The organism is Marinobacter sp., assembly GCF_046484525.1.
Lineage (GTDB): Bacteria > Pseudomonadota > Gammaproteobacteria > Pseudomonadales > Oleiphilaceae > Marinobacter.
The window spans coordinates 1-14,356 of sequence record NZ_JAWOIS010000024.1 but is presented as its reverse complement, the minus strand read 5'-3'; the positions used below and the strand labels follow the sequence as shown (position 1 = coordinate 14,356).

The 14,356-nt window shown below is 58.3% G+C and carries 13 protein-coding genes and 1 other RNA gene; 8 read left to right on the top strand and 6 right to left on the bottom strand.

What is annotated here, in order from left to right:
* Positions 1-52 precede the first annotated feature (52 nt).
* The 4 genes from R6W86_RS05815 to smpB form a co-directional block, all read right to left on the bottom strand.
* Positions 53-1,558 carry a tyrosine-type recombinase/integrase gene (locus R6W86_RS05815; RefSeq protein ID WP_410328436.1) on the bottom strand — a complete coding sequence of 502 codons (1,506 nt, stop codon included), beginning with the start codon at positions 1,556-1,558 and terminating at the stop codon, positions 53-55.
* A 274-nt stretch (positions 1,559-1,832) separates the two neighbouring features.
* Positions 1,833-2,198, bottom strand: a transfer-messenger RNA (tmRNA) gene (gene ssrA, locus R6W86_RS05810).
* Between the two features lie 73 nt (positions 2,199-2,271).
* On the bottom strand, positions 2,272-3,690 hold the full coding sequence (locus tag R6W86_RS05805; protein WP_410328435.1) for a WS/DGAT/MGAT family O-acyltransferase: 1,419 nt from the start codon (positions 3,688-3,690) through the stop codon (positions 2,272-2,274).
* Between the two features lie 140 nt (positions 3,691-3,830).
* Positions 3,831-4,310, bottom strand: a complete 480-nt coding sequence (smpB, locus tag R6W86_RS05800) for an SsrA-binding protein SmpB (RefSeq protein ID WP_410328434.1) — start codon at positions 4,308-4,310, stop codon at positions 3,831-3,833.
* 177 nt (positions 4,311-4,487) lie between these two features.
* Here smpB and R6W86_RS05795 point away from each other — a divergent pair, with 177 nt between their 5' ends.
* From R6W86_RS05795 to R6W86_RS05785, 3 genes are read left to right on the top strand one after another with little or no spacing between them, the layout of a single operon-like run.
* Positions 4,488-6,107, top strand: coding sequence for a sodium-dependent transporter (locus R6W86_RS05795; RefSeq protein WP_410328433.1), 1,620 nt, complete (start codon positions 4,488-4,490; stop codon positions 6,105-6,107).
* 29 nt (positions 6,108-6,136) lie between these two features.
* The gene (locus R6W86_RS05790) at positions 6,137-6,583 is read left to right on the top strand and encodes a type II toxin-antitoxin system RatA family toxin (RefSeq protein WP_410328432.1); all 447 of its coding nucleotides are present in this window, start codon (positions 6,137-6,139) and stop codon (positions 6,581-6,583) included.
* Positions 6,580-6,864 carry an RnfH family protein gene (locus R6W86_RS05785; protein ID WP_410328431.1) on the top strand — a complete coding sequence of 95 codons (285 nt, stop codon included), beginning with the start codon at positions 6,580-6,582 and terminating at the stop codon, positions 6,862-6,864. Before R6W86_RS05790 ends, R6W86_RS05785 begins: the two co-directional genes overlap by 4 nt.
* Positions 6,865-6,871: 7 nt before the next feature.
* On the opposite strand, the gene R6W86_RS05780 is transcribed toward R6W86_RS05785, so the two are convergent.
* On the bottom strand, positions 6,872-7,198 hold the full coding sequence (locus R6W86_RS05780; RefSeq protein WP_410328430.1) for an outer membrane protein assembly factor BamE: 327 nt from the start codon (positions 7,196-7,198) through the stop codon (positions 6,872-6,874).
* A 122-nt stretch (positions 7,199-7,320) separates the two neighbouring features.
* Between R6W86_RS05780 and fur the strand changes: the two genes are divergently transcribed.
* Entirely contained in the window at positions 7,321-7,743 is a 423-nt protein-coding gene (gene fur, locus R6W86_RS05775; RefSeq protein WP_410328429.1) for a ferric iron uptake transcriptional regulator, read from the top strand.
* 86 nt (positions 7,744-7,829) lie between these two features.
* Here fur and recN read toward each other — a convergent pair whose 3' ends face one another.
* Positions 7,830-9,509 (bottom strand): DNA repair protein RecN, encoded by a 1,680-nt coding sequence (gene recN / locus R6W86_RS05770; protein WP_410328428.1) that lies wholly within the window; start codon positions 9,507-9,509, stop codon positions 7,830-7,832.
* Positions 9,510-9,788: 279 nt separating this feature from the next.
* Between recN and grpE the strand changes: the two genes are divergently transcribed.
* The 4 genes from grpE to dapB all read left to right on the top strand — a co-directional run.
* Positions 9,789-10,367 (top strand): nucleotide exchange factor GrpE, encoded by a 579-nt coding sequence (gene grpE / locus R6W86_RS05765; RefSeq protein ID WP_410328427.1) that lies wholly within the window; start codon positions 9,789-9,791, stop codon positions 10,365-10,367.
* Positions 10,368-10,483: 116 nt separating this feature from the next.
* Positions 10,484-12,409: a molecular chaperone DnaK gene (gene dnaK, locus R6W86_RS05760; protein WP_410328426.1), complete on the top strand. Its 1,926-nt coding sequence runs from the start codon at positions 10,484-10,486 to the stop codon at positions 12,407-12,409.
* 78 nt (positions 12,410-12,487) lie between these two features.
* On the top strand, positions 12,488-13,612 hold the full coding sequence (dnaJ, locus tag R6W86_RS05755; protein WP_410328425.1) for a molecular chaperone DnaJ: 1,125 nt from the start codon (positions 12,488-12,490) through the stop codon (positions 13,610-13,612).
* A gap of 28 nt (positions 13,613-13,640) precedes the next feature.
* On the top strand, positions 13,641-14,356 hold a 716-nt coding region (gene dapB, locus R6W86_RS05750; protein WP_410328424.1), incomplete at its 3' end, for a 4-hydroxy-tetrahydrodipicolinate reductase.

Here is a 14,356-nt window from a genome sequence, read left to right as displayed (position 1 = left end):
CTTTGATCAATATAGGAGGCGCTGATTAATGCTGTATAGCCCTGAGCGAGCGTTAAGTATCCGCTGCACTTCTCCTCCGGTTATATTCACGAGCAATTCTCGATAGCTCATCGATTTTCAAGATATGAGAGAAGCTGATTTTCTCCAGGGTCTCTCTCAAAGACGCTATCTTCAGGTCTGACCCATAGCGGTCATGGGACATGGAATTAGATTTCCGGCCTGACAGACGGTCGATCTCGTAAGACCTAGCGCGCACGGCCCGAAGATAGTCGGCGAATGTGTGACGGAAAGAATGAAAAGTGACCTTTTGCCGACGATCCTGAGAAATGAAAGCTTCTTTACGTCGTCCAAACCACTTGCTGAAGTTCCCGCTGTATCCTTGTTCGGTAAATTTGAGTTCAGGAAACAGCCGCTTCTCTCCCCGCTCTCGCTGCGTATTAACGAATTCGAGAAACCCGATCTTAAGAAGCTCGCGATGTATCGGAACCTGCCGGATGCTCGCGGGGTTCTTCAGCTTTTGGTCAGGCCTTGCTGAGCGGAAGTGGATAACGTCGATGCCGTCCACCACCTCAATATCGTCGAGGTATAACTGACAGATTTCGTTAACCCGACCTCCGGTATACAGTGCGACTAAGGGGGCCCAGAAGTAACTCTCTCGACGGAGTGCCTTGAAGTTGTGGACTGTCGGGTCGAATAGCCTCTGAAGTTCAAGATCAGTGAAAGGAAAGCGATCATCCTTCTCTCGCTTGGACTCCTTGATCTTCATTTTTGCAATTGGGTTTTCCTTGGCGTAGCCGTGGTCATGAGCCCAATTGAAAAAGGTCGATAGCTTCGTGAGGTTATTGTTTACCGTGGTCGTGGATATCGGCTCGTACTCAATGTCGCTCTTCTGGATTTCCTCGAACGAGAGATCCTTGGTTGCCGGCATCTTGTTTTTGTTTTTCGGGTAGAGACTGTACTTCTCTTTGAACAAGCGAGCAGTGGCTCGATCAACTTTTTCGATGGGAAGATCACCGCAGAGCTCGATGAAATAGTTGATCGCGACAGTAGTGGCTTTAATTGACCGCTCCTCGAGGCCTGCTCGAGTTCTCTCGGCCTGAAACTTATCCCGAAGTTCCGAGATTAGCGGTCCGTTCTCTTCGTGCTGGGGCGATTGCGTCTCCGGCTGGCGGAATTCTGGGAAGTAGTGCTTGACCGCTTTAAGGCGAGCCTCCTCAGGAGCTCCTTTCTGCAGTAGTGATCCATAGGCAAGAGCCGCACTCTTGGCCTCAAGGTAGCGCAATGGGAAGTCTTGCAGTTCCTCCTCTGGGACCCCTTTAGCCTCATTGAGATGCTTTCTGATGGTTCTCTCTGCGGACCTGGTCTGGGTGGGCCAGGGTTCATGGCCGCGTATGATGTCGTGGATCTCGTCCAGCTCGAGCTCGATGGGGGTCAAATCGTCCTCGGGACCGGTGGGTAATTCACCCCGCGCCCACATCACCCTGTAGAGGCTGATTTGATCCGCTATGTACTCGTTAAGCTTTTCTTGTATTAGATCGGGATTGGATTTCTTAGCCAAGGCGCAACTGACCTCGATACGCTCAACTAGTTGAAGCAATCTCAAGGCCCGCCTGCGAGCATTCTGAACGGATTCCGTCCTCAAGCTGACTTTGAGGTCAGCGCGCCGCAGAAGCCTTGATGTGGCCGGAGAAAATCGTTTACGGAAATAATAAATTCGGCTTGCAGAAATGAAAAGGTACGCGCCCATGTGTCCAACTTTGTGTCCAAGTGAACGAGGCGCGTACCTCTGGGGTATTTCAATAACCTGTAAAATCAACAGGTTGGTAGGTGTTTGGTGGAGACGGCGGGAATTGAACCCGCGTCCGCCAGCACTCAGCCTTGAGGTCTACATGCTTAGTGTCCTTCTATTGATTTAACCTCGAGCGACCCGAAGGTCAGGGTGCAAGAGGCGAGCTCTTTAATCTTAGCCGCTATCCAGTGAGCTCTGGGTAGCGGAGCAGCCTATAAGCGATGACGTCCTGGGATGTTACTACTGAGTTATAGGCGCCTCAGCCAGGACGACTGGAACGGCTTACGCCGCCAGTGCGTAGTTTTCGTCGTTTGCGACTATTTTAAAGCAGCTTTGGATTTACGAGATTCGCTGCCATCTCGACATGCACCCAAGGGTTCGTCACCGGCGTCGAAGCCAAGTCGTCCCCCTAGTGATCCCAGTATATGTGTCCGGATTACCGGACTTCAAGGGTTAATTGCGCGATTTATACCTACCCCTGCTCAGCTTGCGTGGCGCTTCACTGCTTCGGGTCGTCCGGCCAGGGCCGCGTGGCTCAGGGCTTCGAAGCTTTCCCGGAAGTAGTCCATCACCGCATGGGGATCGGCGTGGATGGCCTTGTCCACGGTGATGCCGAACTGTACGGTGCCGGCATAGCTCAGGATGCTCATCCCGATGCCGATGTTGCCGCTTTGGGGCACCCAGAACATGGGCTGGGTCAGTTTGCTTCCCGCGAGGTACAGAGGCTCTTTGGGTCCCGGCACGTTGGTCAGTACGGCGGAGGCTTTGTTGCTGAGCAGATCCAGGGCCCGTCGTTCAATAACATCGGGGCCCCGACCGAATAAATCAAGAAGGCTGTAGGTGACCTGGGCCTGATAGGAGCGTTTGAGCCGGTTCATGTTCTCCTGCACCTGCCGGAAGCACATGACTGGGTCCATCACTTCCAACGGCAGCGTGACCAGCACCAGACCAAACTTGTTGCCGAGGGTCTCTATGGGTTGATCAAGAGGTCGCAGGTTGAACGGCACGGCCACGCGGATTCCGCAATCGGGGATTTTTTCCTTGTGAGCCGAAAAATGCCGCTGTAATGCCCCGGTGACCGTACAGAGCAGGGCATCGTTGATGGTGCCACCCAGGGCCCTGGCGCAGGCTTTCACTTCGTCCAGGTCCAAAGGGTCTGCCCAGGCCACCTGTTTGCGTCCGGAAAGCGGCTCCTTCAGCCCCGTTTTGGGCTCAATGGGGGCCAGACCGAGTTTGACCAGGTCCAGGGCGATGGCGCTGGCGGTGGACGCCAGTTTGAGGGGATAGTCAGGCTCTTCCCGGACGGACTGGATAAACAGCCTGGCCTGATTTGTGGCAGTTTGCGCGTTGTCCAACGCGCGGTGGAAAAATTGCTGGAATGCGGATCTTTGGTGGGGTTTTGATCGACGCTTTGATGCCACTTTGCCCAGCTTGGGTTCTGGGGTTTTATCGGTAAGCGACAGCATCACCCTAACCAGTGAGATGCCATCGGCAATGCAATGGTGGATGCGAATCAGAAGTGCGCCGCCGGTCCCATAATTGTCGATGTAATGCATTTGCCAGAGTGGCTGCCGGAAATCCAGCGACGTACTGTTCATGTCACTGACCAGTTTCTGGAGCTCGGCTTTGTCGGCCTTGCCCGGCAGGGCGATCCGGTGCAGATGGTTGTCCAGGTCGAACAGGGGGTCATCCTGCCAGTAAGCGCGGTCCCCGGTGTCTACAACTCGCTGCCGGAACCGGTTGAAGCACAGGAATCGCTCCTCGATCGTTTGCCTGAGCCGGTTCATGGAAACTGGGCGTTCCAGGGTCCACACCCCGCAGATCATCATGGGGTTCTGCGGGGTGTCCATACGCAGCCACGCGCGATCAACGGCGGACATGGGTATCTGATTAGATGACATAAGCGCTCCCTTCGCCATGCACCGGGATTCCCGAGTATAGGCCTGTTGGAAACCTGAACAAAGGGAGTAAGTATGCGACATACTTCCCGGCACCGCCTATGACCAGTGTCAGGTATTAGGTAATTCTTGCGGTGCCGGAATCAGACGTTGGCTTCGCGCAGGATGCGCTGCTTCTGACGGTTCCAGTCGCGCTCTTTTTCCGTGGCGCGTTTGTCGAACTCCTTCTTGCCCTTGGCAAGCGCAATCTCGCACTTCACTTTGTTCTTCTTCCAGTAAAGTGCCAGGGGAATGCAGGTAAATCCTGCCTGATTGACTTTGCCCAGGATTTTGGCAATTTCCTTTTTGTGGAGCAGCAGCTTACGGGTCCGTGTCGGATCGGCAATGACGTGGGTCGACGCCGTGCTCAGGGGAGTGATGTGGGCGCCCAGTAACCAGGCCTCGCCGTTCTTGAGCAGCACATAGGCGTCCACCAGCTGTGCCTTGCCGGCCCGCAGGGATTTGACTTCCCAGCCCAGCAGGGACAGACCCGCCTCGAAGCGTTCCTCGATGTGATACTCGTGTTTCGCCTTTTTGTTGAGGGCGATGGTACTACTCGGCGTTCCGGGTTTCTTCTTGCTCATGAATCAGTGATCCGGGTTCGGATAAATGAACGAACGGCCGGGCTTGTCCCGGCAAAACGCGCATTGTAGCCCAGGACTGCCAGACCGGTCACGAAAACGCAGTAATCGTGACCGATGAGGCGTGCGACTTTGCCGGCATCGGCTACAATGGCGACGCAGATACTTTCAGGGAAATGCATGTCGACGTCGTATCAGTCAGCCAACGGGGTCTTCACCCGTAAATCCACATTCTTCTGGGCCTCCGTGGGCGCAACGGTCGGGTTAGCCAATCTGTGGCAGTTTCCATACCTGGCCAGCCTGCACGGTGGTGGTCTGTTCGTGCTGATCTATCTGGCCTGTCTCCTGCTGGTCACGCTGCCGCTGATGGTGACCGAGTCGGCCCTGGGGCGTTATTCCCGACACGGCATCGTGTTGGCCATGGACGGGTTGATCCGCAGCACCCGGTGCTCCCGCGGCTGGATGCTGGCCGGTCGGCTCAGTGTGCTGGCGGGGTTTGTGGTGCTCTCCTATACCGCCGTGTTCGGGTCGATTGCCTTGGCTTATGTCTTCTTCGGGGCTATGGGGCGGCTGTCTTCCGGTAGTGAGGCCGAGGCCGCTTCGCTGCTCTCGGGGCTGGTGTCGGATCCCGGGCAGTACCGCTATTTCATGGCCTGGCATGCGTTCTTCATGCTGCTGGTGGTCTGGGTTTCCGTTCAGGGCGTGGCCCGGGGGCTGGAGCGCGCCATGCGGGTGGTGGTGCCGGGCGCTCTGGTGCTGATGCTGGTGCTGTTCGGGCTGGCCGCCTGGCAGGGACGGGTCGATGGCGCATTTGCTCACATCCTTGAAGTGCGCCCGGAAGACGTTTCCCTCGGAAGCGTCAAGGCCGCACTGTTCCACGCTTTTTTTACCCTTGGGCTGGGCATGGGGGTGTGGACGGTTCTCGGCACCTACACCACGTCTGATACCCGCTTCAAACGCTCGATCCTCGCCGTCGTACTGATGGATACCCTGGTCGCCATTCTGGCCGGCTTGATGATCTTTGCCCTCGCCACCGGAAGTGCGGATATTGATGGGGAGCGCGGCTTCAGTCTGCTGTTCGTGTCCCTGCCGGTTTCCCTGGCCAAGTTCGCCGGTAGCCAGCTGATCATTGCCTGTGCGTTTCTGCTGGTGGTGATGGTGGTCTGGACCACCTCGTTGGCGTTGCTGGAGCCAGTGGTCGACTGGTTACGGGAGTGGACCGGCGCGCCAAGGGGCATCTCCGTGGTGCTGGTCGGACTGCTGGCCTGGCTGGCTGGGCTGATAACCCTGCTTTCTTTCAACATCTGGGCGGAATACCGGCTTTACGGAGCGACTCTGTTCCGGTGGCTGGAGCTGTTCACCGGCGGCCTGTTGATTCCCCTGGTGGCGGTCCTCATTGCCCTGTTTACCGGTTGGTGCCTGACCCGCCGGTTGGCGCACCAGTTGATTGGCCGGACCCCGGGCCTGTTTGCCCGGGTCTGGTACTGGGATATGCGCACGGTGCTGCCGGTGGTGGTGGTCTATGTTGGGATTATGTACACGGCTTTCTCGCTTAATGATCTGTGTGAGAATGGCAGTGTAGCGCTCTGGTGTGAGCGTCCGGCGCCACTTGTGCTGGAGATTGCGCCGGGTGGCGCGCAAGGAGCCGACTCCGGACCGTCGGTTTCCGCCGGGCAGGGCAGTGAACCCTGGTCGGAGGGTGCGAAACCCGCCGACCGGGATGAAGAAGCTGCTCCGGAACCGGTGGATCAGCCTGAAAATGCCCCCAAAGAGGACGAGATCCTTTATCATAGCGTCTGATTCAGGCTGTACTTTTTACTGAGGAGCCCATGGCCCATCAGATTGATAAAACCGCACTTGTCATGCACTCCGCCGAGCGCATGTTCCATCTGGTTAATGATATTGCCCGCTATCCCGAGTTCCTGCCCTGGTGCGCCGGGGCTGAGGTCCACGATCGGGGTGAGGAGCAGGTGACAGCTTCCCTGGAAATCGCCAAGGGTGGTATTCGCCACCGTTTGACCACTCGCAACCAGCTGCTGATGCCCGAAGCCATCGAGATGAACCTGGTGGACGGGCCGTTCCAGAACCTGACCGGCCGCTGGCATTTCAAGGCCCTGGACGACAATGCCTGCAAGGTCATCCTGACCCTGGAGTTCGAGTTTTCGGGTTCCCTGTCCCGGATGACGTTCGGGCCAGTGTTCTCCCAGGCCGCCAATACCATGGTGGACGCGTTCTGCCGCCGGGCCGACGAGCTGTTTCAGGGAGGGAATCGATGATTCGGGTAGAAGTGGCCTACGCCCGGCCGGACAAGCAGGAAATCGTGCCGGTGACGGTGCCGGAAGGCACGACCGCGCTGGAGGCGGTGAAACTCTCCGGGATTACCGAGATGTTTCCAGACGTGGATCCTGACTCAAATGACATGGGCATCTTTGGAAAAGTGATCAAGGATCCGGCCGCCCACGAATTGCGTGAAGGGGACCGCGTGGAGCTGTACAGGCCTCTGAAGATCGACCCGAAACAGGCACGCCTGAATCGGGCAAAAAAGAAGGGCGCCTGAGCGAGGATCAGTAGGCGGGGGTTTCCTCAAGCATCTGGGCTTCGTAATTAGAAAAGCTATCGTCGTTATAGTAGACGATAATGCGTTGCTCCCGGATGTCCCCGCCTCGCCTCTGGAAGGTGTAGATGTAGTACTCCCGGGACGGGTCAACCGGGTTGATGGTCAGCGGCGTGCCAAGCAGTGCGTGGACCTGGCTTCGGGGCATGCCGGCGGTCAGTGAAGTGAGCTCTTCATCAGTCACAATGTTGCCCTGCTGCACGTTGATCTTGTACACGCCGGGGAAGGCACAACCGGTCATAAAGAGAGTGAAAATGAGAGCTGTGAGCTTTTGCATCGCCGTGGGAAATCCTCTATCTTGAAATCGCCTGCCAGAGGCAGGTGTGACACGGGTTGACCGTTAAATGGCGGCTTCATCATACCGGAAGCCGTGAGGCACACCAAAGAGTGAATAGTAACATGTCATCTGAAAACGCCGAATTACGAAAAGTCGGTCTGAAGGTCACCCTGCCACGGGTCAAGATCTTCAATATTCTGGAGAGCGCTGAAGAGCACCATCTGAGTGCCGAAGACGTTTACAAGAAACTGCTTGAGCAGGGAGATGACGTGGGGCTGGCAACCGTCTACCGGGTGCTGACCCAGTTCGAGGCGGCTGGCCTGGTACTGCGGCACAACTTCGAGGGCGGCCATGCGGTCTTTGAAATGGCGGGCGATGATCATCATGACCACATGGTGTGCACCCAGACGGGTGAGGTTATCGAGTTTGTGGACGAGGTGATCGAGGAGCGTCAGAAGAAGATCGCCGAGGAGCATGGCTATGAGATCGTGGATCACAGCCTGATTCTCTACGTGAAGCCGGTCAAAGCCAAAGAAGGCGAATAAGCAGGCGAACATAAAAAAGGGGGCAGGTATCAGCCTGCCCCCGAACAGCTCTCAGGATCGAGAGGGGTAGAGGTTCTGGTCTGCCGTCAGTGGTGGGTCGCCTGCCCCATGGAAAACATCTCCCGGGCATGGGCAATGGTCTGCTCGGTCATGTCCACACCCCCCAGCATTCTCGCCACTTCACTGATCCTTCCCTTGTCATCGAGTGCCTCGATTTTCGAGAAGGTCGCGTCTTTTTCCGAAAATTTGCTGACAAACAGGTGTTGATGGCACTGCGCCGCCACCTGTGGCAGGTGGGTTACGCACACTACCTGGCCGTTGCTGCCGAGGGTCCGCAGCAGCTTGCCGACCACCTCGGCGGTGCCGCCACCGATGCCGACGTCCACTTCGTCGAACACCAGCGTGGGTGTGGTGGAGGTCTGGGCCACTACCACCTGGATGGCCAGGCTGATCCGGGACAGTTCCCCGCCGGAGGCGACCTTCGCCAGGGACCGTGCCGGCTGGCCCGGGTTGGCGCTGACCAGGAACTCGATGTCTTCCATGCCGTGCGGAGCTGGCTGCTCATCGTTGTTGCGGTTCAGGTGAGTGACGAACTGCACGGACGGCATGCTCAGCTGCGCCAGTTCCTCGGCAATGCGCTGGTCGAGCTCCACGGCAGCTCGCTGCCGGGCTTCGGTGAGCTGGCTGGCCAGTTCATCAAAGCTGGCGCGTTGCTTCTCCAGTTCTGCTTCCATTTGTTCAAGACTGCCTTCGCCGCCGTCCAGTTCGGCCAGTTCGCTGCTCAGGCGCTCGTGCAGTTCCGGTAACTCTTCCGGGGTGATTCGGTGCTTGCGGGCCATCTGGTAGATAGCGCTCAGGCGCTCCTCCACCTCGGCGAGCCGGGCAGGGTCCGCTTCGTAATCCTCCACGAACCGGCGCAGGTTGTCGCCGGCTTCGGAAACCTGGATCTGGGCCTCGTTCAGCATCTGGATGGTGTCCGCCAGGGCGGGCACCTCCACCGGAAGCTGCTCCAGTTGCTGCAGGGCCTGGCGGATCAGGTCCGAGGCGCTGGTCTCCTCCTCGGTACAGAGCAGGGCGGCCTGGTGGCTGCTGTGCAGTACTGAATCCGCCTGGCTCAGTTGGGCCTGTTCTTGTTCCAGGGCTTCCTGTTCGCCGTCTTCGAGGGCCAACCGCTCCAGCTCTTCCACCTGGTAGCGCAGCAGTTGCAGCCGGGCTTCCGCCTCATCGGCGTTCTGTTGCCGTTCGGTCAGGCGCTGGCGGGTCAGGTGCCAGGCTTTCCAGGCAGCGCGGGTATCGGCGGTCAGGGTTTCGATGCCGGCGAACTCGTCGAGCAGTTTACGGTGGGTTTCCTTGCGCAGCAGGGACTGATGCTGGTGCTGGCTGTGGATATCCATCAGCAGGCCGCCGAGTTCCTTCAGGTGTGCCAGGGGGCAGGGCTGGCCGTTGATATAGGCCCGGGAACGGCCGTCCCTGCTGATTACCCGGCGCAGGATGCAGTCGTTGTCATCGTCCAGTTCGTGCTGGTCCAGCCACTTCACCGCCTCGGGAATGGCGCTGACGTCGAAGGTGGCGGTAATATCCGCCCGCTTGGCGCCATGACGGACGGCCCCGGCATCGGCGCGGCCGCCCATGGCAAGCCCGAGGGCATCAAGGACAATGGATTTGCCCGCACCGGTCTCCCCGGTCAGGGCGGTCATGCCCTTGTTGAACTGGAGTTCCACTCTTTCGGCAATGGCGTAATTGGAAACCGTAAGTTGAGTGAGCATGGATAACCTCCGCTCCCGATTCAGAATCCGTTGTTGAGTACTCGGTGGTGTCCGACTGAAATACTGGTTTTACATACAGTGACTGTGAATATATACAGGCTTTTTCGTGTTTGCAAACGACCGGTCGTGATTTTCTTCACGAATACGGAGGGAAATGGTTGAAACCGGACAAGCGGGCCCCATATCCGTTCGCAAATACAGTTTTCCGGCTCGCTTCGGGCGGGAGCACATTTCAATCGGCCGTGTTGTCAGGCCGCTGGAGATTTAGCAGGAGGAGTCATGAGCACTGACGAGAACCGCAACGAACAGGCAGAGGAGTTGAAGGAGGCGACCGAGGCCGCCGCCGAGGAAGCGCAGGCAGCCGGGGAGGCGGCCCCGGAAGGCGAGGAGGTTTCCGAGGTGGAGGCCCTCAACGCCCAGGTCCAGGAGCTCAGGGATCAGGTGCTGCGTACCCAGGCCGAAATGCAGAACGTGCGTCGTCGCTCCGAGATCGACGTGGAGAAAGCCCACAAGTTCGCCCTCGAGAAGTTTGTGAAGGAACTGCTGCCGGTGGCTGACAGCCTGGAGAAGGCGGTGGAAAGCACCGAGCGCCAGGAAGGGGCCGGTGAACTGGTGGCATCCATCCGCGAGGGCGTGGAAATGACTCTCGATCTGTTTATGAAGAGCCTGGCGAAGTTCAATGTCGAGCAGCTGAACCCGGTGGGTGAGCCATTCGATCCGCAGCAGCATGAGGCTATGTCCATGGTGCCGGCGCCGGACGCCGAGCCCAACAGCGTGGTCAACGTGGTGCAGAAGGGCTATCTGTTAAACGGCCGTGTGGTGCGCCCGGCAATGGTTATCGTTGCCAAGGCCGAGTAACGAAAAAATCGCCGGCGGGCTTGAAAAGCCGATTAAAGCGCCAATATAGCGAGTAAATAGCGAGAAGCCGGGGCGACATACTCCGGGAAAGCATTCAGAAGATTTGGAGTGATTCGATGAGCAAGATTATTGGTATCGACCTGGGAACCACAAACTCCTGTGTGGCTATCATGGATGGCGACAAGGTAAAGGTAATCGAGAACGCTGAGGGTGATCGCACCACCCCGTCCATCATCGCCTACACCGACGACGGTGAGACCCTGGTTGGCCAATCAGCCAAACGCCAGGCGGTAACCAACCCGGACAACACCCTGTACGCTATCAAGCGTCTGATCGGTCGTCGCTTTGAAGACGACGTGGTTCAGAAAGACATCAAGATGGTGCCCTACAAAATTGCCAAGGCGGACAACGGTGACGCCTGGGTTGAAGTGAAGGGTCAGAAGATGGCGCCGCCACAGGTGTCTGCAGAAGTTTTGAAAAAGATGAAGAAGACTGCAGAAGACTACCTTGGCGAGAAAGTAACCGAAGCGGTTATCACCGTGCCGGCCTACTTCAACGACAGCCAGCGTCAGGCCACCAAGGACGCCGGCAAGATTGCCGGTCTGGAAGTCAAGCGGATCATCAACGAGCCGACCGCTGCTGCCCTGGCTTATGGCCTGGACAAGAAGAGCGGTGACCGTACTGTCGCGGTTTATGACCTGGGTGGTGGTACCTTCGACCTGTCTATCATCGAAATTGCCGACGTTGACGGTGAGCACCAGTTTGAAGTACTGGCTACCAACGGTGACACCTTCCTTGGTGGTGAAGACTTCGACCTGAAAATCATCGAGTACCTGGCAGACCAGTTCAAGAAAGACAGCGGCATCGACCTGCGTGGTGATTCCCTGGCGATGCAGCGCCTGAAGGAAGCTGGCGAAAAGGCCAAGATCGAATTGTCCAGCAGTCAGCAGACCGACGTGAATCTGCCGTACATCACGGCGGATCAGAGCGGTCCGAAGCACATGAACGTCAAGCTGACCCGTGCCAAGCTGGAATCCCTGGTCGAAGACCTGGTCCAGCGCAGCCTGGAGCCCTGTAAGGTGGCTCTGAAGGATGCAGGCATGAACGCCAGTGAGGTTGACGAGGTTATCCTGGTCGGTGGTCAGACCCGTATGCCGCTGGTGCAGGAGAAGGTGAAAGAGTTCTTCGGCAAAGAGGCCCGCAAGGACGTTAACCCGGACGAAGCCGTGGCCATGGGTGCTGCTATCCAGGCGGCTGTACTCTCCGGCGATGTGAAAGACGTTCTGCTGCTGGACGTAACCCCGCTGACCCTGGGCATCGAAACCATGGGTGGCGTGGCGACTCCGCTGATCGAGAAGAACACCACTATCCCGACCAAGAAGTCGCAGACCTTCTCCACAGCGGAAGACAACCAGACTGCCGTGACCATCCATGTGGTGCAGGGTGAGCGCAAGCAGGCGTCCGGGAACAAGTCTCTGGGCCGTTTCGACCTGGCGGACATCCCGCCGGCGCCGCGCGGTGTGCCGCAGATCGAAGTCACCTTCGACATCGACGCCAACGGCATCCTGAACGTGTCCGCGAAGGACAAGGCCACTGGCAAAGAGCAGTCCATCGTGATCAAGGCCTCTTCCGGTCTGAACGATGACGAGATCGAGAAGATGGTGCGGGACGCCGAGGCCAATGCCGAGGAAGATCGCAAGTTCGAGGAGCTGGTCCAGGTCCGCAACCAGGGTGATGCCATGGTTCACGCCGTGCGCAAGACCCTGAGCGAAGCCGGTGACAAGGTCAGCGACAGCGAGAAAGAGTCCATCGAGGCTTCTATCAAGGAGCTGGAGGAAGCGCTGGAGGGTTCCAACAAGGAAGATATCGAGGCCAAGACCCAGAAGCTGACCGAAGCGTCTTCCGAGCTGGCCCAGAAGATGTACGCAGATCAGGCCGACCAGGCGCAGCAGGCTGGCGGGCAGGAAGGTGCCCAGTCCCAGTCGGCTGACGACGCCGTCGACGCCGAGTTCGAGGAAGTCAAAGACGACGACAAGAAGTAAATCTGACGTACATCAGGTAGTTGGAAAACGCGGGGGCTTCCCCGCGTTTTCCGCGTTATAAAAACAGGGTTTTATAGCATGGCCAAGCGCGATTATTACGAAGTTCTCGGTGTATCCCGGGGCGCGGACGAAAAGGACATCAAGCGGGCTTACCGTAAGCTCGCCATGAAATACCATCCGGACCGTAACCCGGACGACGAAGACGCCGAGAACAAATTCAAAGAGGCCAGCGAAGCCTACGACGTACTGGCGGATTCCAGTAAGCGTGCCGCCTATGACCAGTTCGGTCACGCCGGTGTGGACGGTCAGGCCGGAGGTGGCTTTGGCGGCGGTGGTGCCAGCTTCTCCGACATCTTCGGAGATGTATTCGGGGATATCTTCGGCGGTGGTGGTCATGGTCGCAACGCCCGCGGTGCCGATTTGCGCTACACCCTTGAGTTGGATCTTGAAGAAGCGGTCAAGGGCAAGAACGTCGAAATCACCATTCCTGGCCACGAAGAATGCGATGCCTGTGATGGCAGTGGCGCCGAAAAGGGTTCCGGTGTCGAGATCTGTGGTACCTGTAAGGGTATGGGCCAAGTGCGCATGCAGCAGGGCTTCTTCGCCGTACAGCAGGCCTGTCCGACCTGTCGGGGTTCCGGTCAGATCATCAAAAATCCCTGCAAGGTGTGCCGCGGCCAGGGCCGGGTGCGAAAAGAGAAAACCCTTTCCGTCAAAGTGCCGCCCGGCGTCGATACCGGTGACCGCATCCGTCTATCCGGGGAAGGCGAAATGGGTGTCGACGGTGGCCCGCCTGGCGACCTGTACGTTCAGATCGCAGTGCGTGAGCACTCCATCTTCACCCGTGAGGGTCGCAACCTGTACTGCGAGGTACCCATCAGCATCGTGGATGCCACCCTCGGCGGTGAGCTGGAAGTGCCCACCCTCGATGGCCGCGTGAAGCTCAAGATCCCGGCCGAAACCCAGACCGGCAAACTGTTCCGCCTGCGCAACAAGGGCGTCAGCCCGGTCCGTGGCGGTCCTGCCGGTGACCTGCTGTGTCGTGTGGTAGTGGAAACCCCGATCAACCTCACCAAGCGACAGAAAGAGTTGCTGGAAGAATTCCAGCAAACACTGGACGGTAGCAACGGCACCCATCATGCTCCGAAGAAAACCTCTTGGTTCGAGGGTGTGAAAAGCTTCTTCGACGAAATGAAATTCTGAGCGTGAACCAAACAAGGGAAAAGCGAACATGAGGGTAGCAATCATCGGCGCCGCCGGGCGTATGGGCAAAGTCCTGATCGAAGCCGTCGACAGCACCGAGGGCCTGGAACTGGGCGCTGCCGTAGTCGAACCGGGTAGCAGCCTGGTTGGCGCCGACGCCGGCGAACTCAGTGGCATCGGCAAAACCGGCGTGAAAATGGTCGGCAGCCTGGCAGACGCGAAGGACGACTTCGATGTACTCATCGACTTCACCTTCCCGGACCTGACCCTGGAAAACGCCGAATTCTGCAAGGCCAACGGCAAGATGCTCATCATCGGCACCACCGGCATGTCCGACGCCGAAAAAGAGCAACTGGCCATGGCCGCAGAATCCATCCCGGTAGTGTTCGCGCCCAACATGAGCGTCGGCGTCAACGTCGTCCTCAACCTGCTGCGCACCGCCGCGGCAACCCTGGGCGACGACTACGACGTCGAAATCATCGAAGCCCACCACCGCCACAAAAAGGACGCCCCCTCCGGCACCGCCCTGCGCATGGGCGAAGTGGTTGCCGACGCCCTCGGTCGCGACCTGAAAGAATGCGCCGTCTACGGCCGCGAAGGCTTCACCGGCGAGCGCACCCGCAAGGAAATCGGCTTCGAAACCATCCGTGCTGGTGACGTGGTCGGTGACCACACAGTCCTGTTCGCCACCGAAGGCGAGCGCATCGAAGTGACCCACAAGGCCAGCAGTCGGATGACGTTCGC

Excerpts from the sequence above, each read along its gene's own strand:
- fur (WP_410328429.1), top strand. The coding sequence starts at position 7,321 with ATGTCATCTGAAAACGCCGAATTACGAAAAGTCGGTCTGAAGGTCACC.
- dnaK (WP_410328426.1), top strand. The coding sequence starts at position 10,484 with ATGAGCAAGATTATTGGTATCGACCTGGGAACCACAAACTCCTGTGTG.
- recN (WP_410328428.1), bottom strand. The coding sequence starts at position 9,509 with ATGCTCACTCAACTTACGGTTTCCAATTACGCCATTGCCGAAAGAGTG.
- smpB (WP_410328434.1), bottom strand. The coding sequence starts at position 4,310 with ATGAGCAAGAAGAAACCCGGAACGCCGAGTAGTACCATCGCCCTCAAC.
- grpE (WP_410328427.1), top strand. The coding sequence starts at position 9,789 with ATGAGCACTGACGAGAACCGCAACGAACAGGCAGAGGAGTTGAAGGAG.
- R6W86_RS05795 (WP_410328433.1), top strand. The coding sequence starts at position 4,488 with ATGTCGACGTCGTATCAGTCAGCCAACGGGGTCTTCACCCGTAAATCC.
- R6W86_RS05780 (WP_410328430.1), bottom strand. The coding sequence starts at position 7,198 with ATGCAAAAGCTCACAGCTCTCATTTTCACTCTCTTTATGACCGGTTGT.
- R6W86_RS05790 (WP_410328432.1), top strand. The coding sequence starts at position 6,137 with ATGGCCCATCAGATTGATAAAACCGCACTTGTCATGCACTCCGCCGAG.
- R6W86_RS05785 (WP_410328431.1), top strand. The coding sequence starts at position 6,580 with ATGATTCGGGTAGAAGTGGCCTACGCCCGGCCGGACAAGCAGGAAATC.
- dnaJ (WP_410328425.1), top strand. The coding sequence starts at position 12,488 with ATGGCCAAGCGCGATTATTACGAAGTTCTCGGTGTATCCCGGGGCGCG.
- R6W86_RS05805 (WP_410328435.1), bottom strand. The coding sequence starts at position 3,690 with ATGTCATCTAATCAGATACCCATGTCCGCCGTTGATCGCGCGTGGCTG.